Origin of the sequence: Bifidobacterium sp. UMB1197 (genome assembly GCF_030217745.1) — a bacterium.
Taxonomy (GTDB): domain Bacteria; phylum Actinomycetota; class Actinomycetes; order Actinomycetales; family Bifidobacteriaceae; genus Bifidobacterium; species Bifidobacterium vaginale_B.
The window spans coordinates 1-22,629 of record NZ_JASOOL010000003.1; the positions used below are offsets into that span (position 1 = coordinate 1).

At 45.2% G+C, this 22,629-nt stretch carries 18 protein-coding genes and 4 tRNA genes; 19 read left to right on the forward strand and 3 right to left on the reverse strand.

Annotation, left to right across the window (positions count from 1 at the left end; genetic code table 11):
• Positions 1-160: 160 nt before the first annotated feature.
• From QP420_RS02515 to QP420_RS02525, 3 genes are read left to right on the forward strand one after another with little or no spacing between them, the layout of a single operon-like run.
• Entirely contained in the window at positions 161-1,588 is a 1,428-nt protein-coding gene (locus QP420_RS02515; protein WP_481616466.1) for an FHA domain-containing protein, read from the forward strand.
• 18 nt (positions 1,589-1,606) lie between these two features.
• Entirely contained in the window at positions 1,607-5,482 is a 3,876-nt protein-coding gene (locus QP420_RS02520; RefSeq protein ID WP_481616467.1) for a helicase, read from the forward strand.
• Positions 5,479-5,682, forward strand: coding sequence for a hypothetical protein (locus QP420_RS02525; RefSeq protein WP_060786818.1), 204 nt, complete (start codon positions 5,479-5,481; stop codon positions 5,680-5,682). Before QP420_RS02520 ends, QP420_RS02525 begins: the two co-directional genes overlap by 4 nt.
• A 14-nt stretch (positions 5,683-5,696) precedes the next feature.
• Here QP420_RS02525 and QP420_RS02530 read toward each other — a convergent pair whose 3' ends face one another.
• Both QP420_RS02530 and QP420_RS02535 read right to left on the reverse strand, forming a co-directional pair.
• Complete coding sequence (locus tag QP420_RS02530; RefSeq protein ID WP_481616468.1) at positions 5,697-6,428, reverse strand: hypothetical protein; 732 nt, start codon at positions 6,426-6,428, stop codon at positions 5,697-5,699.
• 241 nt (positions 6,429-6,669) lie between these two features.
• The gene (locus QP420_RS02535; protein ID WP_016636054.1) at positions 6,670-6,846 is read right to left on the reverse strand and encodes an FmdB family zinc ribbon protein; all 177 of its coding nucleotides are present in this window, start codon (positions 6,844-6,846) and stop codon (positions 6,670-6,672) included.
• Positions 6,847-7,083: 237 nt separating this feature from the next.
• On the opposite strand from QP420_RS02535, the gene QP420_RS02540 reads away from it, so the two are divergent.
• From QP420_RS02540 to fdxA, 10 genes are all read left to right on the forward strand, one after another.
• Positions 7,084-8,088 carry a hypothetical protein gene (locus QP420_RS02540; RefSeq protein ID WP_481616469.1) on the forward strand — a complete coding sequence of 335 codons (1,005 nt, stop codon included), beginning with the start codon at positions 7,084-7,086 and terminating at the stop codon, positions 8,086-8,088.
• A 156-nt stretch (positions 8,089-8,244) separates the two neighbouring features.
• Entirely contained in the window at positions 8,245-8,538 is a 294-nt protein-coding gene (groES, locus tag QP420_RS02545; protein ID WP_004131681.1) for a co-chaperone GroES, read from the forward strand.
• 144 nt (positions 8,539-8,682) lie between these two features.
• Positions 8,683-9,777 (forward strand): histidinol-phosphate transaminase, encoded by a 1,095-nt coding sequence (hisC, locus tag QP420_RS02550; protein WP_481616470.1) that lies wholly within the window; start codon positions 8,683-8,685, stop codon positions 9,775-9,777.
• A gap of 171 nt (positions 9,778-9,948) precedes the next feature.
• A tRNA-Tyr gene (locus tag QP420_RS02555) sits at positions 9,949-10,030 on the forward strand.
• Between the two features lies 1 nt (position 10,031).
• Positions 10,032-10,103, forward strand: a tRNA-Thr gene (locus QP420_RS02560).
• 4 nt (positions 10,104-10,107) lie between these two features.
• Positions 10,108-10,181, forward strand: a tRNA-Met gene (locus QP420_RS02565).
• 50 nt (positions 10,182-10,231) lie between these two features.
• Positions 10,232-10,402 (forward strand): 50S ribosomal protein L33, encoded by a 171-nt coding sequence (gene rpmG / locus QP420_RS02570; RefSeq protein ID WP_004114322.1) that lies wholly within the window; start codon positions 10,232-10,234, stop codon positions 10,400-10,402.
• 86 nt (positions 10,403-10,488) lie between these two features.
• Complete coding sequence (locus tag QP420_RS02575; RefSeq protein WP_481616471.1) at positions 10,489-11,772, forward strand: FAD-binding protein; 1,284 nt, start codon at positions 10,489-10,491, stop codon at positions 11,770-11,772.
• Between the two features lie 211 nt (positions 11,773-11,983).
• The gene (locus tag QP420_RS02580) at positions 11,984-13,615 is read left to right on the forward strand and encodes an APC family permease (RefSeq protein ID WP_481616472.1); all 1,632 of its coding nucleotides are present in this window, start codon (positions 11,984-11,986) and stop codon (positions 13,613-13,615) included.
• A 163-nt stretch (positions 13,616-13,778) separates the two neighbouring features.
• The gene (fdxA, locus tag QP420_RS02585; RefSeq protein WP_004131685.1) at positions 13,779-14,099 is read left to right on the forward strand and encodes a ferredoxin; all 321 of its coding nucleotides are present in this window, start codon (positions 13,779-13,781) and stop codon (positions 14,097-14,099) included.
• Here the strand turns inward: fdxA and dinB are convergent.
• Positions 14,096-15,427 carry a DNA polymerase IV gene (gene dinB / locus QP420_RS02590; RefSeq protein WP_481616473.1) on the reverse strand — a complete coding sequence of 444 codons (1,332 nt, stop codon included), beginning with the start codon at positions 15,425-15,427 and terminating at the stop codon, positions 14,096-14,098. The genes fdxA and dinB overlap by 4 nt on opposite strands.
• Before the next feature lie 113 nt (positions 15,428-15,540).
• Between dinB and QP420_RS02595 the strand changes: the two genes are divergently transcribed.
• The 6 genes from QP420_RS02595 to QP420_RS02620 all read left to right on the forward strand — a co-directional run bounded on the left by QP420_RS02595 (position 15,541) and on the right by QP420_RS02620 (position 22,592).
• The gene (locus tag QP420_RS02595) at positions 15,541-16,479 is read left to right on the forward strand and encodes an EamA family transporter (RefSeq protein ID WP_481616474.1); all 939 of its coding nucleotides are present in this window, start codon (positions 15,541-15,543) and stop codon (positions 16,477-16,479) included.
• Between the two features lie 134 nt (positions 16,480-16,613).
• Positions 16,614-16,700 (forward strand) — tRNA-Ser (locus QP420_RS02600).
• Between the two features lie 310 nt (positions 16,701-17,010).
• Positions 17,011-20,676, forward strand: a complete 3,666-nt coding sequence (locus tag QP420_RS02605) for a hypothetical protein (RefSeq protein ID WP_481616475.1) — start codon at positions 17,011-17,013, stop codon at positions 20,674-20,676.
• Between the two features lie 145 nt (positions 20,677-20,821).
• The gene (locus QP420_RS02610) at positions 20,822-21,115 is read left to right on the forward strand and encodes a metal-sensitive transcriptional regulator (RefSeq protein WP_415688960.1); all 294 of its coding nucleotides are present in this window, start codon (positions 20,822-20,824) and stop codon (positions 21,113-21,115) included.
• 67 nt (positions 21,116-21,182) lie between these two features.
• Positions 21,183-21,815 carry an IMPACT family protein gene (locus tag QP420_RS02615; protein ID WP_481616476.1) on the forward strand — a complete coding sequence of 211 codons (633 nt, stop codon included), beginning with the start codon at positions 21,183-21,185 and terminating at the stop codon, positions 21,813-21,815.
• 90 nt (positions 21,816-21,905) lie between these two features.
• Positions 21,906-22,592, forward strand: a complete 687-nt coding sequence (locus tag QP420_RS02620; protein WP_481616477.1) for an AbrB family transcriptional regulator — start codon at positions 21,906-21,908, stop codon at positions 22,590-22,592.
• The last annotated feature ends 37 nt before the right edge of the window (positions 22,593-22,629 follow it).

A 22,629-nucleotide genomic window follows, 5' to 3' on the forward strand; every position in this document is an offset into this window, starting at 1 on the left:
CAAATCACGTACAAAAAGCGGAAATAGTCGACGCATTTTGTACCATATTTGGCCTAAATCACGTACAAAGTCGGGAAAGATTGCGCAATCGCCATTAGCGCAATATACACAAAGCATGACACAATAGTGTGTAGTGTGTTTTTTGAAGGGAGCAGGTTCCGTGAGTGTTCAACAAACCTTGCAGCGCTGGATGATTACGGTAGGTGGAGTGGAGCAGGCACGCGTTGGCGCGGGTGAGTCTGTAGAAATTGGCAGGAAGCCTATACGCCCTTTGCGCGAAGACGGTTTTATGCGCGTAGACGTTGTAGACAATAAGCGCTCCATGTCTAAGAGGCATGCGCTTTTGATTGTGGACGCAAACGGCGCGGCTACAATTCGCGATTTAAACTCTACAAACGGAACTTACTTGGTTAACGAAAGCGGCGATTTGCTGCGACTAGACCCAGGCGTTGATTTCCACATGCCAGACAGCATTGTTCGCATGCAATTTGGCGACGTTCCAGTTGATTTTGTGCGCATTGAAGAAAAGGCGCCGCAGGGGGGCGATGCGGGTGCGCAGCCAGTGCGCGATTTGTTCTCTTATGCGCCAGACAATGCGATTAAGGAGCCAGATGCGGCGGATTTGTCGGTAGATGACATTCTTGACATTCGCGCAGGGGAGCCAACAGGCGTGTTCCATGCGCAGTCGGTTTCGCGGCCTGATTTGGTTTGGGATAGACAGAAGCGGCTTAATGATGCGGCGGCTGCGGATGATCTTGGCAGTACTTCGGCGGCGGATTCTGGTGCTGTTGCTGGTGCTGTTGCTGATGCTGCTGTTGCTGATGATGCTGCTGCTGGTGTTGCGGATGCTGCAACTGTTGCAGAAAGCGTTGCGGAGCAAATTAAGCCTGTTATTGCGGGTCAGGTTGTTTTGCCTGTTGTTCGAGATGAGTTTGAATCGCCTGTGGAACCGCGTAATTTGTTTGACGATGCTGCGAATAATGACGCTGTGAATGATGCGTCTGATAATAATGCGGCTAACGATGTATCTTATAACGATGCTGCAAATAGCGATGCTGCAAATAACTTGGATGCAAACAGCAACGCTGAAGCATCGCAGTTAGACACGCAGCTAGATGCCAAGTTAGACTCTCAAGAAGCGGCTCAAGATGCTGCCCAGATTGAGGTTGATAAAGCTTTGGAAGCGGCTCAAGAGGCGCAAAATCAGGTTAATCAGGCGCTGGAGGCAGTTCAGTCTGTTAATAACGCAAGCGATGCCAGCTCCATAATCGCCGATGATTCTGCACAATTTACACCAGCTTTTGAGCCAGGATCCGTGTTTGAAAAAGTTTCTAATGGCGAATTTAGCGCGCGCAAAGAAGTGGTTTCTGCTGGAGGATTTACATCGGAAGAAGCGCAGAAAACCGCCGATTTTGCCGAGCAATTTGAGATGGCAAAGTACCAGGAGTTGCTGCCATTCTTGGCAATGAACACAAATTTGTACGACGATTTGTACGCGTGGCTTTCGGCGCAGGGGAACGCAGACGTGGATCAAGCGTTGGCGCAAAATAGCGGATACAGCGCGTATCGCAATGCAATCGGCTTGTAAACAAGGGAGTTGAGTAGTATGAGCGATAATAAGAACGACTTTATGCAAAGTACGCAAAGCGCACAAAATCTTTCAGACCAGCTAAGTGCTGAGCCAATTGCTGAGCCAGCCCAATCAAACCAGCCAGCCCAGGCTGAATCGCGCCAATCTGCCGAAACTTTGCGCGCCGAAAAACTCGAGCGCATGAACAAATGGTATGAAAATTACAAGTCGCAGCTTGCTCCTTCGCCGTTGGAAGACATTACAAAGCTTTGTGCGCAACTGGAGTTGACTCACGCACATCCTTCGGGAATCGCCCAGCTTTTTGCCAGTGGAAAGGCTACTCTTCAAGCGCTTTTCCGCGATTCGGGAATGCTACGCGCGGCAGGTAGAAGGCTAGACAGAGTTTTTGAAGACAGAGACAACAAAGCGCACGAAAATGGCGTTTCGGAGCTTTCGCTTGTTGTTGGAGTTGCGTCTTGGAGCGGAAATCATGTGCCAGTTTTAACATACCCGGTACGCGTTTTGCGAGAAGCTGGAAAAGACGAGACGGCTGCAACGATTTACTTTTCGGGAAACGTTCGCCTAAACCACGCTCTTGTTATTAGATTGCAAGAAAGAGGCATAAACCTTAGCGAAGACGCGCTTTTTGATGGTGCAAACTACCAGAGCGGCACACCAGAAACATCCGCAGTTTTCGATGTGATTTGTGCTGCGGCTCAAAGAGTCTTCCCAGATTTTGACATTGAGCGAGATATTGTGCTCGGTTGCTTTACAGATTCGGGATCTAGATTCTTGGCAGAAAGCGGCCAGATTCTGCACGCGCTTAAGCTGGGGAATGTTGGAAATACAATGATTGACGCGATTGCGGGAAATAGCACTGCCGTTGAGGTGCTTGCTGCAAAAACCGCTCCCGACTACTCGCCGCTAGACGTTGACCCACACCATGAATACGAAGTTGGCGATGTTAATAACGCTGTGCGATATGCTGCAGGAATGGCGGCAAATGGCGCTTCTTTGGCTATAGATGCAGACGCTGGGTGTGACTCCGCGCTAATTGCGGCTGCAATTTCTTCGCGCTGCGTTCTTGCAGGAAAATCCGTTTTGTACGTTCCAAACGTTATGGAGCAGCAGCGCCGATTCCGTCACGCGCTCAGTGCAAACGAGATTTCTTCGCTTTCGCTAGACGTTTCGGATTCGCATCTTGCAAAGCATGTTGATTCGCAGCTTATAGCGGCCGTTGGCTCTCGCCAAAGCGTTGCTTCTAGCCGTTTTGAGCAGGTTTGCGACGAGCTTGTTGGCGTTAAAACGCGATTAAACCGCTACTTGGGTGATTTACATGGAGTAAACGAGCGCTGGGGTGTTTCTGCATACCAGACAATGCAAAATCTTGCAGGAATCGCCATGCTCCCTACGCATCCATGCACGCACGTGCGTCTTAGTGTAGACGCTGCGCGCTCGCTTTCTGGCCATTTAGACGAGTGGGCGCAAAAGCTGCACGAGGCAGATTCTCTTGGCGAATTTACCACCAATGCTGAAGATACGCCGTGGTTTGGCGCCTCGTTGTTTAGCGAAAACGAGGCCGTAGCTGTGTATCAGCGTATTGTAGACGTTCTTACAAAGCTTTTGCCAGCTGCTCGCGAACAGGTTAAGTCAACCGTGCAAAAATGCGGTTTCCCTATTCCTTCTACGGCGCGCGAATGGGGCAGGCAGGTTACGGTTTTAAAGAATCTTCGCCGCGTTTTAGACGTTTTCCAGCCAGACATTTTTGAGCGCGATCTTAGCGCAATGATTGAGGCAAGCAAACCGAAGGCCATTAGAAAGCGCGAAGGCTCGCCAATGGGCTTTTGGGAGCGCAGGCATCACATTAAAGAAGCGCGTAGTCTTTTGCGTGTTGGCGCAAAGGTAGACGACCTTCACGAAGCGTTAAAGATTGTTGCTGCGCAAGCGTCTCAATGGCGTACTTTCGTGCCTCATGGCGGTTGGCCAGTATTGCCTCCTAAACTAGACGAAATCGTTAGCACGCAGGAGCTTTTAGACCGTAATCTTGTAGCTCTTAACGCAGTTCTTTCCACAACGCGACTTGGTGCAGACCTTGAAAACATTGAGTTTGCTAAGCTGGACGAACGCTTGCAAGCCTTGCATGATAGTCGCGAATCCTTAGATACGCTTCCAGGAAGGTGCATTATTGAGCGTGATTTGCGTGGCATGGGCTTAGAAGACCTTGTTTGCGATTTGCGTAGGCGTAAAGTTACGGGTCAGGCCTTAGATGGCGAGCTTCATCTTGCTTGGTGGACTACCGTTTTTGAAGATATTGTTAATTCTTCCGAGATTATATCTAACCAAGACGGTTCTGCGTTGCAAGATGCTTCCGATCGTTTTGTTCAGGTAGACACAGAGCACGTGCGTTCCGTAGGGCCAATGGTTCAACAAGAAGCACTTAAAAAGCTTTGCGATTTGCTTTTTGCGCGTTCTCAAGAAGCAAACCAGCTTCACACTGCGCTTGCAAGCAATGGGTCGGGTGTTACTTTTGCTAAGTTGATGAACTCCTACCCAGATTTGCTGCTTGCTGCTAAGCCGATTCTGGTTGCAATGCCGTCTACCTTAACTATGATGACTGAGTTTAAGCCGATTGTAGACGTTGTAATTGTTGATTCGGCGGAGCATATTAACAACATTGAGCTGCTTAGCGTTCTTGCGCGCGCACGCCAAGTTGTTGTTATTGCGCACAAGCAAACGGTTAGCTCACAAAGCGTGGGCGACCTTATTAGCGTTTTGCCTACTGTTTGCGTTAAGTCGCGAGCAACCAGGCGGTCCACGTATCTTGCTGAATTCCTTGAAAATCACGGCTACGGCTTGCTTAGGCACGATGTTCCTGTAGAAAGAATGCAAGGCAGAGTTAAGCTCCATCAGGTGGAAGCCGCTGGGGTTCCTGTTATGGCAACGGGGCTTATTGAAAGCAGCCAGCGCGAGATTGACGAGGTTGTGTCTTTGATTAAGCAGCGCGCTAAAACATTTAGCGTTGTTCCTTCTAGCTACGTTCTTGCCGTTGTGACTCTTACAAGCGTGTTTAGAAACAGGCTTGGCGCGGAGCTTAAGGCTTTGGCTGTTAAAGACGAAAACATGGGTAGGTTCCTTAGACATGTTCGACTTGTAAGCGTAAACGAGGCCGTTGGAGCTGCTGCAACGGATGTTATTCTTTCGCTGTGCTACGCAAAGACTTCGCACGGCAGGCTTTTGCAGCAGTTTGGCGTTTTGGAAGAAGAAGGCGGAAAGTTTATGCTTCTTGATTCCTTGGCCTTGGCTCGCAGAAACTTGGATATTGTTTGCGCGTTTAAGTCTAGCGATATGGAAGATGATCGTTTGCATCAAGACGGGCCTAAGCTGCTTAAGGATTTGCTCACTTGGGCGGAGAATTTGGAGGATAATCCAGTGGATCCAGCAGATGCTGAGAATGCTGAAAATGCGGCAAATGCTGAAAATGCAGCAGTTGCTGGCGATTCCGCCGATTCCGCCGATTCTGCTGACGCGGGCGAAGCTAAACAATCGCAAGCGGCTGGCGATTTTTCCGCAAACGGCTTTAACAACGTTTTGTTTGCCGACTTGGCAGAGCGAATTCGCGCTCGCGGCCTTAAAGTGGCGGTAAATTACGGTTTTAACCCAGATCATAGTATTCCTCTTGTTGTTGGTTTACCAGATAAGCCGTTTGCTTTGGCTGTTCTAACCGACGACGTGCGTTTTATGAGCATTGAGTCCACTCGCGAACGAAATCGCATGTTTGCTCAAGATTTGGAGTATCTTGGTTGGTCGGTTATGAACGTTTGGAGTGTTGGAGCGTTTGTTAATCCCGAAAAAGAAGTTGAGCGCATTGTTTCTAGAATCGGCGAACTTTACGGGAGTGGCGAGCAGCAGTGAGCGGTTACAACGCTAATCGCAGATGTTCTAGGGGTCATTTTCGCGTGGTTCGTAAAGGCTCGGAGCTTTTTGACGCAGATGGCGTAAAACAAGAGCCAGGCGATGCTCAGACGATTGAACAGCGTGCAAAAGACGACGATAATCGCATTCTTGGCGAGCTTCCTCCACATTGGGCGGTTTTTAGCGAACGCGGAAGATAAGCAGGTATTGCTCACTAATTTTGCACAGCTATAACCGCAAGGTTTGGAATAATCGCCTGCGTGTTTATGATTTTCAACGCGTTTTGCGCTGGCATTGCAAGTAGTGTGTTTTGCGCCGAACTATTTACCTTAACAACAATCACGTTGTGAATAACCTCAACGTTTTTGTTGTTAAAATCCAGGTTATTTGGCTGCCCTGCATCGCTAGACGTTTCTAGCTGTGCTGCGGGGTTTGCGGAGTGACTGGCCGCGTTTGAATCGTTTGGAACTTTGCTAAACGCTATAGAAATAACGTCTCCCGAAGCAAGGCTTGTGCTACTGCTTGCAAGATTAACCGAAATGGTTGTAAAACCAGGAGGAATCTTTGTTTGCTTTGTGACTTGATTGCTAAAAATTGGCGTTCCGTATTTAATGTTGCATGCGGCAACATACGCGTTTTTAGCGGAATTGTTTACAGAATCGTAGTTAAGAACATTGTTAAAAACGCTGCTTTTAGGCACGCTAACATAATGCAGGTCACTTTGCTTAATAACGCTGCCTTTTGCTATGTTTCTAATGGCCACAGGCACACTTTGAGTAGCCGTAAACGCTGAAACCATGTGTATTGAAAACAGCGTTGCAACGCTTATAAAAAATATTGAAAGCAGGTTTAAGGTTTGCGCCTTTTGCCTGCGTTTTAAAAGCTCTACTGGCTCCTTGTTGCTGCCTTTGGAGCCAACTGTTTTTAGTAAAAATGATGTTTGCATATAAGCATCATTCATTAAGCAGAACTTTTGCGCAAGCTTTTTTATGCAATGTGGTTAAAGGCTAGTGAAAATGCGGATTTTGCGCACATATAAACATTCTTGATTAGTCTTAATTGCCATTTATGCACATAAGCACATAAATGGCGTCTTAAAACTTCGACTTATTCACATACACACATAAGTAACGTCATACTTTTTTACTTATGAACATATGCACAGATTTTAATTTTCTATTTGAACTCTATTTATCGGTGCGATAGAATCCACTACCCTTAAAGTTGATTGGTGGTGCGCTAAAAACCTTACGAACTTCTTGTTTTCCGCACTTTGGGCACACGGTAATTGGCTCATCTTCAAACGATTGATGCTGTGAAAAATCATATCCGCATTGCTTGCAACGGTAATGATAAGTAGGCAACGGTTCCTCCAATCTATAATTCCATCACATATCCTAGCTCATAATATCGCCGCATTAAAGCAGCTAAGTGTAAAGCCCGTATGCGCTTTTGTTTGTAAAATTCTGCGAAACAATTGCAAAAAATCCGACACGCCGACTTATTTTTTGGCCTTTACATCCTTAAGGCATTTTATATTTGTACGTATGGGTTATGAATCGGTGAGCGCGCTAATAGTATTAATCATCATCGTAGCCTTAATGTTTGGTTGGTTACCTAAGCGCACCGTTAACAGCATGAAGTCAATGTTGGAACATAGCGAAGATAGGTATTCACCTTCGTTGCACATTGTGGATTATCGCAGTGAATCACTGTTCCACGCGTGCAGCGGCACGATGGTGAAAGGGGTTGGCATGCAGCCGTCGAAGATGCAAGCGAATGCAAAGCCTAATAATGGCAAGGCCAGAAGTAATGGCGCAAAAGCAAATAACCGTAAGGGTGCCGCGCAGTCTAATGGCACTTTTAATGGCATTTTTACTCCTGAGCATGTTGCTCGTATTCGTGCGCTTCGCCGTGCAGCAATCCGCCGTCGCCGTATTTTAGTTCTTTCGCTGGCGGTTTTAACTCTTGTTGTGTTTGCGGCAGGTCTTGTGGGGATTTATAGTGCATGGTTTGCCGTTATTCCTTTTGCTGCGCTTTGCACGGTTCTTTACTTTGGATCCATGGCTGCTAAGCATGCTCGCCTTTGGGAAGCCAAGGTTGCAGTGTACAGAAAGCATTCTTCTGCGTTTAAAGATTCTGTTGTAGAGCCAATTTTTGACGCAACAGTAAACTCCGTTGTTGAAAGTGCCGAAAACGCCGAAGATGTTTGCGCAAATCCAGGCAGTAATCCAGACAATACTGAGACGTCTGTTATGCAGCAGCGCGATATAAGCATGGCTTTGTCTGAAGCAAATAGAAAAGATGTAGCCAATATTGCTGCCAGTGGCAATTCTAATCAAGATCTTATCTCGTTCTCGTTTGGCTCTGATTACCGCGATTCCAACGCAAATAGCAAGAATGCAGACCCACAAAGCTTAGAAATAAAGTCCACTAAGCAAGTTGCTAAGGCGATTCCTGCAAACGATTCGAGCAAAGTTGCTGAAGTCTCTGACGTGTCTAAAGTCTCTGAAGTTTCTAAAGTTGTTGTAGAGCCTCCAGTTAGCACCAAAGATTCGCTTGGTAAGGCCGATTTAAGGGACGTTTTGGCTCGTCGCGCAGCTTAAAGTTTGTAAAAATTTTCTAAAATTTTAGCACTCTAGTTGGTAGAGTGCTAAAAACGCGCTATTATAAGGTTCAGTGCTCGATAGTTTTGACGTGATCGTCAGCCTCGTCAACATTATTCGCGCAAAGGTTACATTTCTCTAGAAAGAGGTACCGAAGTGTCGATTAAGCTCACACCTTTGGAAGATAAGATTATTGTTAAGCAAGCTCAGGCAGAAACCCAAACCGCTTCTGGCTTGTACATTCCAGATAACGCTAAAGAAAAGCCACAGCAGGGCGAGGTTTTGGCTGTAGGCCCAGGCCGCCGAGACGATAAGGGCGAGCGTATTCCTATGGATGTTAAGCCTGGAGACAAGATTCTTTACTCCAAGTATGGTGGCACAGAAGTTCATTACGAAGGCGAGGATTACTTGATTGTTTCGTCTCGTGACGTTCTTGCAATCCTTGGCTGATTCTGATTAATCGTTAGGTTAATCGCTAGGTCAATCGCCTGATTAATCAAATCTATTTAGATTACTTAGATTTATTTAACGCTGAAAATGACGGCTTGCCGCTGTTTTCAGCGTTTTTGTTTAAGATGCGACTATTATAAAATCATGAGTTATAAACACCGCAGTATTCTAGATACTTTGCCAAATTACAAGCAGGGCAAACCAGCGCCCGCGCTAGACGGCGTTCGTGCATACAAAATCTCCAGCAACGAAAATCCATTCGAGCCGCTAGAAAGCGTAAAAAACACCATTTCTAGCCGCGCACTTGGGGTTATTAATCGTTACCCAAATATGCGCGGAACTGAGGTTGTGCAAGAGCTGGCTAAGAAGTTTAGCGTTACTCCAGACGAAGTTGTTCTTGGATGTGGCTCTACAGAGGTTATTACCCAGCTTGTAAACCTTGTTGCAGGTCCTGGAGACGAGGTTATATACCCGTGGAGAAGCTTTGAAGCGTACCCAATTATTGTTACGGGTGCTGGCGCTACAAGCGTTAAAATCCCTAATCGAGCAGACGGTTCGCACGATGTGGACGCAATGATTGCTGCGATTAATGAGCGCACGCGTCTTGTTATTTTAAACAATCCAAACAATCCAACGTCTGCAGCGCTTTCAAACGAAGAAGCTAGAAGAGTGTTGGATGCTGTTCCTAGCGACGTTTTGGTGCTTATTGACGAAGCCTATGTGCAGTTTAACAACGCAAAGGGTACGGCGGATGGCATTGAGCTTTACCGAGAATATCCAAACGTTGTTGTTGCACAAACCTTCTCTAAGGCCTACGGATTGGCTGGTTTGCGCATTGGCTACGCTATTGCAAATGCGCAAGTCGTAGAGGGTATGCGAAAAGTGGCTGTTCCATTTGGCGTAAGTCAAATCGCGCAAGTGGCGGCTCTTGCTTCTTTGGAGCCTCAAGCGATTGTAGAAATGCACAACCGTGTAGACGCTCTTGTTGAGGAGCGTAATCGCGTTGTAAGCGGTTTGCGCGCGCAGGGGTGGAATATTGCTGATCCATACGCAAACTTCTTCTGGATGCCATTTGGCGAAGATACCGAGAGCGCAAATCAGCGTTTTGTTGAGGCTGGTCTTTCTGTTCGCGCGTTTGCTGGCGAAGGAATTCGCATTACGATTGCGGAGACTGAGGCAAATGACCGCGTGCTTAAAGTGTGCGAGGCGTTAAAGAAAGACGGATTTTCGTTTAAATAGAAGATAAATAGAAGATAAATCGTTGATAAATCGTTGATAAATCGTTGTATTTTTGGCCGCATTTAGATGCGATTTTTACCTTCGGCGTGTCTTAAGCTTGCATTAGTCGCGCGTTCGTGGCAAAATAACAAAGTTGCCGTTTGGAGATATTCTTCTCCGCGCGGAAACGTTGGCGGGTTACCAGAGCGGCCAAATGGGACTGACTGTAAATCAGTTGCTTCGTGCTTCAGTGGTTCAAATCCACTACCCGCCACGCCTCGATAGCTCAGTGGTAGAGCACTTCCTTGGTAAGGAAGAGGTCGTGAGTCCAATTCTCACTCGAGGCTCTCTGGCGGGGTAGCTCAGCTGGCTAGAGCGTACGACTCATAATCGTAAGGTCAAGAGTTCGAGTCTCTTCCTCGCTACAATGGCCAGCAGGAGTTGGTCAACATACAATATTCTAGAGGTGAACAAAATGGCAAGTAAGAGCGCAGACATCCGTCCAGGCATTACGCTTGCATGCACGGAGTGCAAGGAGCGTAATTACATCACGACGAAGAATCGTCGTAATACGCCTGATCGCCTTGAGTTGAGCAAGTTCTGCCCACGCTGCGGCAAGCACACTCTCCATCGCGAGACTCGCTAAAAGCGTGAACTTTGGCGAAGTTTTGAGCTTTATTACCCCGCGTTTTGCGGGGTTTTTTGTTATTTAGTGCTGTTAGGATTAGCAGTATGAGTATGCAATCATCCTTATTGGAATCTGATAATCCAACTTTTGCAGATATTACAACAATTGGCGTTGGTGGTTCTATTGCGCGTTTTGTAGAGCCAAGCAGCAGAGTTGCTGTTATTGAGGCTGTAGAAGACGCTGATTGCGCTGGATTGCCGCTTTGCGTTGTTGGCGGCGGGTCTAACATGCTTGTGGGAGATGAGCCGTTTAACGGCGTTGTTGTACGCGATGCTCGGCGCGAGATTTGTGTTTTAGACGAGGCGGCTCCTGGCGAAGACGGTGTTGATAAAAACAGTGGAGATTTTTTAGTGCACGTTAGTGCGGAAGCTGGCTGCAATTGGGATGATTTTGTGTGCCACACCATTAATCTTGGTTTGCAAGGCGTAGAAGCGCTATCTGGCATTCCTGGAACGGTTGGTGCATCCGTGGTGCAAAACATTGGCGCATACGGTGCGGAAGTGGCGCAAAGCGTTGAATCTGTAGAGGTTTGGGATCGTAAAGATAAAACAACTTTTTATATGAATCTTGCAGATCTTAAATTTGGCTACCGCACGTCTGTTCTTAAACAAAGCATGTATAAAGCGCCTGGTGTTGCTGCGGATTGCTTCTTTCCAACGCCTCGCTATGTTGTTTTATCTGTCACTTTTTGCTTAAAGCATTCAAAAACAGGTGTTGTGGCTCATTCGCAGCTTGCTCACGCGCTTGGCGTGCAAGTTGGAGATAGCATGGAAACATCTAAGATTCGTCGCGAAGTTTTGCGCGTTAGAGCGTCTAAAGGCATGCTTGAAGATGCCATGCGCTACGCAAATAAGTGGATGTGCTACGCAAAAAGCGAAAACGGTGTTGAGTCTTCGATTAGGCTTCAAAACGAAGATTATGTTGCTGGAGATTTGCAAGAAGGCGATTCTAAGTATGCTGATCGCCATAGTTGCGGAAGTTTCTTTATGAATCCGATTTTGACTAAATCTCAGGCAGATTTGCTGCCAGAAGATGCTCCGCGATTTGACGCCACTTTGCCAGATGGCTCTAAAGGAGTTAAGACTTCTGCGGCTTGGCTTATTGACCATGCTGGATTCCACAAGGGATTTAGCCTTACGCAAGGTGATGGAGAAAAAAGTAAAGCTGGATTGTCTTCTTTGCACACTTTAGCGCTGACTAATCGTAGTTATGCAAAGTGCGCGGATATTGTTGATTTGGCGCGCAAAATCATAGATGGAGTTTACGATTCCTTTGGCGTAAAACTTATTCCAGAACCTGTTTTAATTGGCGTTAGTGTAAACCGTTAAGACAACTGTTAACAAAAATTTAGCATAATTTAACATAATAAATTGCGATTTGTGTTGTGATTTTCCGCTGCACACAGTACTATGCTCTTTTAATATCGTAAAAATTATTGTTTGATAGCACTTAATGTGTGTTGAACCGTATTTTTTGCGATTTATAACATATATACCCTTATATGGATTGTTTAGACGTACTTTTAGAGAAGGTTGGATTATGCAAATATGGAGAAAAAAGTCTGTTGAACAGACTATTGCAGAAACAATGGATGGTGATCGCCATCTTAAGCGCACGCTAAATGCTTGGGATCTTGCGGTTATGGGTGTAGCAGTTGCTGTTGGCGCTGGAATCTTCTCCGTTGGTGCTCAGGCTGCTGCATTCCATGCGGGACCAGCGGTTATTATTAGCTTTATTATTGCTGGAATCGTTTGTGGAACGGCTGCAATGTGCTATGCGGAGTTCGCTTCTATGATTCCTGTTGCAGGATCTGCATACACCTTTACGTACACAACAGTCGGCGAGCTTATTGCTTGGATTATTGGCTGGGATATGATTCTGGAAATGCTTATGGCAGGATCTGTTATAGCCAAATATTGGGGCGTTTATCTTAACGATTTAATGCACTTGTTTGGACTTAACGTATCTACTTCGGTAAATCTTGGCGGTTTTACTTTTGATCTTGCTCCAGTAGCTATTGTTGCGTTCTTTACGATTATGCTTGTTGTTGGAACAAAGCTTTCTGCACGTTTTGACGGTGCTTTAACAATCTTGAAGATTGGCATTGTTCTGTTCGTTGTTGTTGTTGGATTCTTCTACATTAAGGCTTCTAACTTCACTCCATTCGTTCCACCTGCAACAGATGTTGCTAGCGTTAAGGGAATCCACGTTTCTGGCACGATGAGCCAGCCGCTTTGGCAGTGGCTTACTGGTATGCAGCCAGCTGTTTACGGCGTTACGGGTATTCTTTCTGGCGCGGCTCTTGTGTTCTTTGCGTTTATTGGATTCGACGTTGTTGCAACTACAGCAGAAGAAACTAAAGACCCACACAAGAACATTCCTAAGGGTATTGGTCTTGGTCTTTTGATTGTGACCGTTCTTTACATTCTTGTGGCTGTTGTTACAACTGGTATGGTTTCTTACAAGGATTTGGCTAAGCAAGAGGCTCCTTCGCTTTCTACTAGCTTTGAGCTTGTAGGAGCAACTTGGGCTGCAAAGATTATTTCCCTTGGTATTGTAATCGGCTTAACAACTGTTGTTATGGTTCTTCTTTTGGGTCTTACACGTATTGTGTTTGCTGTTAGCCGCGATGGCTTGCTTCCACGCAGCTTCTCTAAGGTTAGCAAGCGAGGAATTCCTGCACGTATTCAGATTGTTTCTGGCATTGTTGTAGCAATAATCGCTTCTACATTAGATATTGGAATCCTTTCCGATATGGTGAATATTGGTACGCTTTCGGCGTTCTTGCTTGTTTCTGCAGGCGTTCCGATTATGCGTATGCGTAGGCCTGATTTGCATCGATCCTTTATGGTTCCATGGAATCCAATTTTGCCTATTTTCGCAGCGCTTTCTACGTTCTGGCTTATGCTAAACCTTTCTGTGCTTACATGGATTCGCTTTGCAATCTGGCTTGCAATTGGCTTTACCGTGTACTTTGGCTATTCCTACCGAAATTCCTTGCTTGGAAGGCAGTTGCATAAAGCTAAGAAGCTTGGTGTTCCAGTAGAAACCTTGTTTGCACAAGATGCTGCTGCAGCTGAAAAGGTTGCGGAAGGTGAGTCCGAAGACCAAGCGCGCGCTGAAGCAGCTCAAGAAGTAGCTCAAGAGACGGCTGCTGAGTCTGCTCAGTAGGCTGTTTGGTAGCTGCTCATTGGGCTTTTGCCCTACGTGCTATTAATTTAATATGTTGAGTCGGTATGCGGTTACGTATGCCGACTCAATGCGTTTTGCGCTCGTGGTGTGAACTATAATAGAAAAGTTAGTTGATTTTTGAGTGTGAAAGGGGGCGTTTGTTATGCCTTACGTTATTGCAGAACCATGCGTTGACGTTAAAGATAAAGCGTGTGTTGACGAGTGCCCTGTTGATTGTATTTACGAAGGCGATCGCACGCTTTACATAAATCCTAACGAATGCGTTGATTGCGGTGCGTGCGAGCCTGCATGCCCTGTAGAGGCCATTTTCTACGAAGACGACGTTCCAGAAGAGTGGGAATGGTATAAAGACGCTGCTGTAGAGTACTTTAACAAGCTTGGAGATTTAGGCGGAGCGCAAGAAGCTGGCCCATCTGGTTGGGATGAAGACCGCGTAGCAGCTCTTCCTAAAAAAGATGCTTAAATACCCATCTGAGCGGCATTGCTTCCATACTTTTTTCTTACTGCGTCTAATACGTGCTCTGCGTGACTTATTCTTGCAGACGTATTTTTTATGGCGTTTTGCGTAATTTCTGTTGAATTTTTACGCATAGCGTTTATAGTGTCTTCTCTTTCGCTTTCTTCTAAAATGTCGCTGATTGTAGGCTGAACAAGCGCTTTACTTTTATCTATAAGATTGCTTACGCTAACGCCAGCAAGCCTAATTGGACTTAGTAAACAAACGTTATTTCCGCCTAATTTGTGGTTGTGAACCGTTGGATTTGCGTCTTCTAGTAAATCGCAAGCGTGCCTGTATAGCTCTGGCGCGCAATCAGTTACGTTTTTTAAGGTTCTGCATCTTGTTACGTAATGTAAATCACTGAATCGCAATTTTAGCGTTACCGTTTTTGCCATTGTGTTTTTCTTGCGCAACTCTTGCGCCACTTCGTTGCAGCAGTGCCTGATCAGGTTTTTCACTGCTGCAATATCTGTGGTGTCTTTATTAAGAGTGCTTTCCGTGCCAATGGATTTTTCTGGAACGTGGGGCGTTACTTGCCGTGCGTCAATTCCGCGCGAAGTGTTGTAAAGCATTCGTGCAAGAACTTTAGAACCAGCAACTCGTTCCAGAGTGTTCTCGTCTACACTTCTAAGCATCTCAATGCTGTTTATACCCCACGTAGCTAGTTTTTTAGCAAGCGCGGGTCCAATTCCTGGTATTGCTCGTAATGGCATTATTGAAACGAAGTCAGCATTGCGATTTTGGGGGATAATCAGTATTCCGTCTGGCTTTGCGTTCGTTGACGCCATTTTTGCGATTAATTTATTTGATGCAATCCCCACGGAGCAAGTGATATGAAACTTACGCGCGACTTCGCTTCTTATCCACTCGCCTATGGCGATGGGCGTTTTCCATTGCAATAATGCGGAACTAACGTCCATGTAACACTCGTCTACAGAAACCTGTTCAACCTTATCTGTGATCTTTGAAAAGACCTCCTTAAAAATCCTAGATGAAATGGAAACGTAATATGGCATATCTACCGGTAAGAAAATGCCATTAGGGCACAAGCTGCGTGCTCGCGCTGTAGGCATGGCTGAATTCACGCCATACTTACGTGCTTCGTAGCTGGCTGCCGAAACTACGGAGCGCGAGCCTGTACCAATAATCACAGGTTTGCCAAGTAACCTAGGATTACGCGCCGCTTCGAGTGATGCATAAAATGCGTCCATATCGATGTGAAGTATTGTGCAGCCAGACGCATTGCGCCCCCAATCGCGTTTAGCTGCCGTAACTCGCGGTGCTGTGCTCATGAATTTATAATAGAACAAACGTTCGATTTTATGCAATAGTGTGTCGCAGTAAATTTTGCGAAAATCAAGTTTAAAATCTGCAAATATAACTACTGCCGTGTAGGGTATGCTATATGAAACAAATCATAGTAAACGCGCTAAATCGCATGCCTGTTTTGCTGATTGTTGTTGCAGAAGCCGCAATTGTTTATCTAGCAACTTCTATAGCAAAAGTCGCGTTTAGCCAGCTCGATCCGCTATATTCTGTGTGGTATCGCGTTGGGTTTATGTCTTTGTTTTTGCTTGCCTGGAGAAGGCCATTTTCGCGTAAAAAGCGCGCTCGCAACTCTCTTCCTAAAACGTTAAAAGAATGGTTAATTGTTGTTGCAGTAGGCATTTCCGTTGTTCTTATGAACACAATGTTTTATTTGGCTATTAGCTGCATGGCCGTTGGAGTGGCTGTAACTATTGAATTTGTAGGGCCTTTAATGGTTGCTGTTATAACGGGTAAAACTTGGCGAGAGCGCGTTGGAATTGTTATTGCGGCTTGCGGAATAGTGCTTCTTGCAAGCGCGTCGATGGGGTCTAACGAAAGCCCGCATTTTTTGGTTGGATTAGTGGCGATTCTTATTGGCGGATCAATGTGGGGAATGTACATTGTATCTGGGCGTATGCTTGCAAGAGGTTCTAATGCAATCGATAGAGTTAGCATTGCTATTTTGATTGGTTGGCTTTTGCAATCGAGCGTTCTTGGTGTTCCTGCAATTTTGAATGTGGTGCATCCTAAAGCTAGTGCAACTTGGGCCGCTAGGCCTTATGGATCTTTAAAACTTCTTGGATTAATGGTTGTTATTGCGATTTGTGCGTCTTTTATTCCAACACTTTTAGACCAGGTTTTACTAAAGCGAGTGTCTTCAGCAAGATATTCGGTTATGCAAGCACTTTATCCTGCTATTGCGGCCATTGTTGGCATGGGTTTTGGCGAGATGCCAACGTTGATTGATGTTTGCGGAATGGCTTTAGTAATGTTGGCTGTTGTGATTACATTTTCGGGAGACCATAATCCTGCATAATTCTTGCGTTATGCTGCGCTTGAGTTGTGTTGTGCTAGTCACTTTTGTGTGTTTGGTGTGTCGCTTAGGTGTTGTGCACGTCCTCAAGCGGTGATATAGTTTGAACCTGTTGCTATCTTAGATGGTAACAAAGTGGAGTCATGCCTGAGTGGCCGATAGGGGCACCCTGCTAAGGTGTTAGTCGCGTAAGCGGCTCGAGAGTTCGAATCTCTCTGACTCCGCGATTTAGCTCTAAACTGTTGAAAATCAATGGTTTGGAGCTTTTTTGTTTTCAATGTCAAGTAATCCTAAACGTTAAGCTTTTTGGGCTATAACCCCATAACTCCGCCGTCCAAATTGTGTGTAATTGTGCACAATTGTGTATAACTCTGTGGATAACTACCCCCTAAAATAGCCTTTAACCACATTGGAAGTTTTTTATTTACAGATTGAAATCCCTAAATCATAGTTAGAGCATGAGCGATTTTTCCGTTCATCGTGGCTAGCAAAACGTTTGTCACGCGAGAGAAACCAACGTTTTAAGGAGTTGATATGGGAAAACATGGATGTAAAAAGATTCCAATCTTTTTGCGCAATAATCGTATGCGAATGTTCTCTTTACTAACAGCGTTGCTGGCGACTATTGCAATCGTTGTTGGTAATGGTGCAATAAATGCTGCATTTGCTTTTGATAACCCAGAGTATAAAGGTGAACAAGACAGTTGCGCGCGGAATGAAACTGATGGAAAGTTATATGCTCCTGCCTATGGAGGCGGCTATATATTTTGTATTAATACGCCAGAGACTGCTAGTAGAAAAAATTATTATGGTGATGAAAAACCTAAAGAGGAGGAATGGGAAGATGCAGATCAGTATAATCATGATTATTTAATCGCTGCAAAGTTGATTAGCGATTCTATGAAAAGTAGTAATTCAGATCAATTAGCTGCTGCAGCATATGCGCTTCACGATAATCTTGATACAAATAGATCTGAGTGGGATACTGCTAAAAAAGGTGGATTTGGCTCTATTGAATTCATAGAGTCCAGATCCAAATCTGTATGGACTGATGCTAAAAACTCTACTATAACAAGAATATATATTAGCGATAGCTCTTCTACAGGAACTAAATCTGGCTATTTAAATATTTTTGGATATGGCATGACTTACGGTTCTGGTTTGGGAGAGGCAACTAAGTTTAAATTAAAATCCAACAATGAAAATTTAAAGTTTGTAGACAACAAAGGCAATAAAACTGCAGAACTTGAGGGTAGTTTAGGTAGTTTTTCTAATAATAGTACTACTGTTAGCTGGGTTGCCACAGGGGACGGAGAAGCGGAGATTAGCGGAGAATATTATCTGCCTAGATTGAGGTCCCAAAAGAGAAGTTCTGGAACAACCTTATTGTACTTAAAAAAAGAAGACGTTAAGTTTACTATGGATAATTTTAAGTTTAATGTTCATAGGCAGTTCCAGCCAATCGTATCTTCAAAAGTTGTTAATAAAAGTCTAAAAGTTGGCGATTCGGTTGATGTTGTTGTAAAAAGTAGTCTTAAAGATAGCAAAAACGATACTTGGATAGATAAAAAGAACGTTAGAGCTAGAGGGTATTACTTTGTTGGTTCGCATAAAGATATTTTGAAAAAAAGAGAAATAGCAAGTAACAAGAGTGTAAAAGATTACATAAAGGAGTTGCGAGCCGATAAGAATATTCGTCAAGTTGCTGCAAGTGATGTTGATTTTTCTGGGGAAGATAAAGAAGTTAAGGCAGTTGCTCACGTTACAAATGGCGATTTAGACCATGCAGATCTTGAAAACGCTGCAGAATATAAGGTTACGGATGCGGAGCAAGGATTATTCGGAACTTGGGTTTGGACTATTACGTCTGAAAATCAAGAAGAAGGTACTAAAAAGTTTATTGCTAGCGACTATGTTGAAGGATTTGGCATCGACGAATCTACTGTATCGAATAAGGCAAAGCCAAAGATTAATCACGTAAAAAATAAGGTAGATAATGTGGTGTCCGATACGATTGTGGTTAGCGGATTGCCAAAAGATTATGGGGAATTTAAGAGGAATAAGGAATATGACTTTACTGCCGATGCGGATATGAAAATTCGCTTGTGGTGGATTGGGTATGAAAATGGTGCTACCGATAAAGAATCTATGGCTAAGCTTGCTCCAAGATCGGCTAGGGAGCCTAATGAAGACGATAATCACAAAGAAATCAGCGAATGGAGTGTGCCGCTTAAAAATGGTACTTATACGATTGCAGATAGAAAGGTGATTATTAAACCAGATAATGAGGCTGGCGGAAAGAAGGAAGGTGCAGAGACTGGAAAGAAGGAAGATGCAGAGCCTGGAAAGAAGGAAGGCGCAGAGCCTGGTAAGAATGAAGATAAAGCCGCTGGTGGAAATGATTCTGCAAGTGCGGGTAATTCTGCCAGTGCGGATCCAAATACCATCAACATAAACTCTTGGAATGTTGGCCAAAATGGAATGTACGTTTTTATATATGAAATTCCTGGCTCGTCTAGAGTAGAGGCGCTTAAGACTGCGTACAACGATGCGGAAAGCAGAATTTTGTTTAGCAAAAATGCTGTGAATAATTCTCCGAATACGGGTGAAGGCGCTGGTGCTGGTGTGACTGGTACGCAGCCTGGTGGTAAGCCAGGTGCGCAGGGTGGTTCTGGTGCGCAACCTGGTACACAGGGCGGTGCTGGTACTCAAGGTGGCACTGGCTCGCAGAGCGGTTCGCAAAGCGGTGTGCAATCTGGTACGCAGCCTGGCAATAAGCCTGGTGAGTCGGGTGTGCAAGGCGGCTCTGGAACCGATGTGACACATGGTGGTAAGCCTGGCGGTAATCCTGGTTCGCAAGGTGGTTCTGGTACGCAAGGTGAATCTGGCGGTAATTCTGGTACGCAGGGCGGTAAGCCTGGTGAATCTGCTGGTAAGCCTGGTGAGTCTGGTACTCAAGGTAATCCTGGTACGCAAGGTGAATCTGGCGGTAATTCTGGTACGCAGGGCGGTAAACCTGGTGAATCTGCTGGTAAACCTGGTGAGTCGGGTTCGCAAGGTGGTGCTGGAACGCAGGGCGGTGCTGGTACTCAAGGTGGTGCACAGAGTGGTCAAAATGGCGAAAATAATGGGAATGTTACAAGTGCGGAAGTGGATCCAAAAACGTCTGCTGGCGGCGCTGTTGTAGATAACATTGTTTCTAATCAAGATGGGCAGAATCCAAAGTCTCCGCAAGGTTCTGAATCTGTAACGCATGGTACGCAGGGCGGTCAGTCTGGTGCAGGTACGCAGCCAGGTGTTAAGCCTGGTGAATCTGGTGGTAAGGGTGAGCCTGGTGCTGGTACTGCTGGTAAGCCTGGTGAATCTGGTGCGACTGGTACTGCTGGAATGCAAGGTGGTAAGCCTTGTGCTGGTAACGCTCAGGGCGGTGCTGGAACTGCTGGTTCTGGAGCTGCCAGTACACAAGGTGGCGCTGGAAAACAGGGTGGAGCACAGGCGGGCGGTAATACGCAGCTTGGAGCTGCTGGTTCTGGAGCTGCTGGAACGCAAGGTGAATCTGGCGGCAAATCTGGCGGCGTTCAGGGCGGTCAGTCTAGTGCAGGTACGCAGCCTGGTGGTAAGTCTGGCGAGTCTGCTTCGCAAGGCGGTGCTGGAACGCAAGGTGGTGCTGGCACTCAGAGTGGTTCGCAAAGTGGCCCACAAAGTGGCTCACAGGGTGGCTCTAATCAAGATGAAACTAAGATAGAAGGCGGCAAGAAGGAGTCTAAAGAAGGTTCTAAAGAGGGCACTTATAAGGCTGCTCAGCAAGGTTTGCGCGGTTCCCAAGATCCGCAAGATCCGCAAGGTTCGCACGGTAAGAAGAATCCGCAAGAATCCAAGAATCCTCAGGGTTCGCAGAATCCACGAGGCTCCCACGGTTCCCAAGACCTGCTGAATCCGCAAGGCTCCAAGAATCCGCAAGGTCCACAAGATCCGCAAGATCCGCAAACCCCGCAAGAACCGCAGAATCCTCAGGAAAGTGATCCGCATAGAAAGGGAGCAAGAAGCCAAAGACGCAGGCATTCTCGTTTAGGCGAGCGGTCTGGGTATTTAGTAACAACGGGTGTAAAAGTTGAGACAATGTTAATGTTCTCTTTGGCTGCACTTTTGATTTCGGGATCTGTAGTTTTAGCAAAACGTATATATTGCGCTATATATTGATAAGATATTAAATAGAGATAAAAATAGTTGCGTTGTATATTATGCATAATTTATTCTATAAACATAGCTATTTTTGGCGTTTGTAGTTTTTGCATACTATACAACGCATAATTAATGTAAACGCAATGTTTTGTACGAGGTTTTTATGAGTGACTACAACATAGATAAAGAGAAGATGTTGGTTCGCTTGCATAGAGTATGCGGACAAGTTCACGCTGTTGAAAATATGGTTGAAAAAGGTGAAGACTACAACAATATTCTTATGCAGCTTTCTGCTTCTACAGCAGCTCTTAGGGCAGTTGCGCTTATAGTTGCTCATCAAGAAATATCAAAAGCTTTAGATGAAGCTCAAAATGCCGCAGATAAAAGGGTTACCGATAAAAAGGTTGCTGAGCTTGTAGACGTTGTAGACCACTTAATGCGCTACGATAAGTCGTGATTTATAAAGCCGTGAGTTTTTAATCGTTACGTTTTAAAAAGTAGGCGTTTTAAGCAATATTTAGAGTATGCGAACTATAACCGATTTACCTAACAACCCTTCGCACTATTCGTTTGTAGAAAAGAAGTCCGAATTTATTTCGGATGCTTGCCATGTTTCTAGTCTCGAAGAAGCAATGGATTTTGTAGAATCCATTAGACTAAGCAATCCAAAAGCAAGGCACGTTGCGTATGCTGCGATTTGCGGAGATAACAATGGTAGATTGTGCGAGCGCATGAGCGATGACGGTGAGCCAGCTGGTACAGCTGGTAAGCCGATTTTAGATGTTATGCACGCATCTAGCCTTACAGACATTGTTGTAACAGTTACGCGCTATTTTGGTGGGATTTTGCTTGGCTCTGGCGGATTGATGCGTGCGTATTCGCGTGCTGCTGCTGGATCTGTGCAGAATAGCCAAATGGCAGACATTGTTTCGTGCAAATGTTTTTCTTGCAAAATTGAATACACGCAGTTAAGAATGTTTAAGCATTTATTGCTAAAGCACAATGCGGAAGTTGTAAACGAAGAATACGGCGTTTCTATTGAATTAAAAGCATGCGTGCCGTGTGAAGAGTCAGATAGATTCCTTGAAGCAGTAAAAAATACGTTTGCTGGTGCAATAATTCCTGATTTTTGTGGTGTTTGTAGTAGAATTTGCTGATTTGCGTTTTCTGTGATTTCTCAAATATAAGATTTGTGTTGCAAAGCTGATAGATTATAAGGTGACTAGGCAAAGGTTGGTGAGTGGCTTATGACTGATGTGCAAAATCAAAACAATGTTAAGCAAGACGGTGATTTGGACAACGATTTAGGCAATGATTTAGGCCAAAATTCAAATGATTCCTACAATCCATTAACAGCGGTTTATGAGCGCTTAAGGCATTCCACCAACTCTAAAGAGCTGCATGAATTTGCTATCAAAGAACTACCGGATAGGTCTGATCAGGCAGGATTTTCTAGGGCGACTGCACTTTTGGAAGCTGTAGCAGGTAATGCAAATACTCCAGAAGAAGATCGCGTGCATTTAGCAACGGTAATGCCATTCCCGAATATCTTGGTTAAGCTTTCTCAAGACGAGTCTAGTAAAGTCCGTTTAGCTGTTGCAAAGAACAAAAATGCTAAGAATTGGCTTGTTGGAAGGCTTACTAAAGATTCTTGCGCAGAAGTTAGAGATGCAGCGTTATGTAATCCGCGAACATCTTGGAAAATGCGATTAGAAGGCGCTCAAACAGATGGAATTGATGCAAAAACATTGGATTATTTAGCGTCGCTTGGCGCAAGTGAACAAGATGATGATTCTCCAGTGCTTTCCGCAATGGTTAGGCGAGCAGTGGCACTTAATCCTGGCGTGTCGCAGCCGACTTTAGTGGCTTTATCTAAAGACAAAGACTCGGACGTTTCGCTTGCAGCTCTAGGCGTTTTGAATAGTGGCAAATAAATAGAAATAAATAAATACCATTAAATCAGACTTAAGT

Excerpts from the sequence above, each read along its gene's own strand:
- QP420_RS02520 (WP_481616467.1), top strand. The coding sequence starts at position 1,607 with ATGAGCGATAATAAGAACGACTTTATGCAAAGTACGCAAAGCGCACAA.
- fdxA (WP_004131685.1), top strand. The coding sequence starts at position 13,779 with ATGCCTTACGTTATTGCAGAACCATGCGTTGACGTTAAAGATAAAGCG.
- QP420_RS02580 (WP_481616472.1), top strand. The coding sequence starts at position 11,984 with ATGCAAATATGGAGAAAAAAGTCTGTTGAACAGACTATTGCAGAAACA.
- QP420_RS02610 (WP_415688960.1), top strand. The coding sequence starts at position 20,822 with ATGAGTGACTACAACATAGATAAAGAGAAGATGTTGGTTCGCTTGCAT.
- hisC (WP_481616470.1), top strand. The coding sequence starts at position 8,683 with ATGAGTTATAAACACCGCAGTATTCTAGATACTTTGCCAAATTACAAG.
- QP420_RS02530 (WP_481616468.1), bottom strand. The coding sequence starts at position 6,428 with ATGCAAACATCATTTTTACTAAAAACAGTTGGCTCCAAAGGCAGCAAC.
- QP420_RS02620 (WP_481616477.1), top strand. The coding sequence starts at position 21,906 with ATGACTGATGTGCAAAATCAAAACAATGTTAAGCAAGACGGTGATTTG.
- rpmG (WP_004114322.1), top strand. The coding sequence starts at position 10,232 with ATGGCAAGTAAGAGCGCAGACATCCGTCCAGGCATTACGCTTGCATGC.
- QP420_RS02540 (WP_481616469.1), top strand. The coding sequence starts at position 7,084 with ATGTTTGGTTGGTTACCTAAGCGCACCGTTAACAGCATGAAGTCAATG.
- QP420_RS02615 (WP_481616476.1), top strand. The coding sequence starts at position 21,183 with ATGCGAACTATAACCGATTTACCTAACAACCCTTCGCACTATTCGTTT.
- QP420_RS02605 (WP_481616475.1), top strand. The coding sequence starts at position 17,011 with ATGGGAAAACATGGATGTAAAAAGATTCCAATCTTTTTGCGCAATAAT.
- QP420_RS02595 (WP_481616474.1), top strand. The coding sequence starts at position 15,541 with ATGAAACAAATCATAGTAAACGCGCTAAATCGCATGCCTGTTTTGCTG.
- QP420_RS02575 (WP_481616471.1), top strand. The coding sequence starts at position 10,489 with ATGAGTATGCAATCATCCTTATTGGAATCTGATAATCCAACTTTTGCA.
- dinB (WP_481616473.1), bottom strand. The coding sequence starts at position 15,427 with ATGAGCACAGCACCGCGAGTTACGGCAGCTAAACGCGATTGGGGGCGC.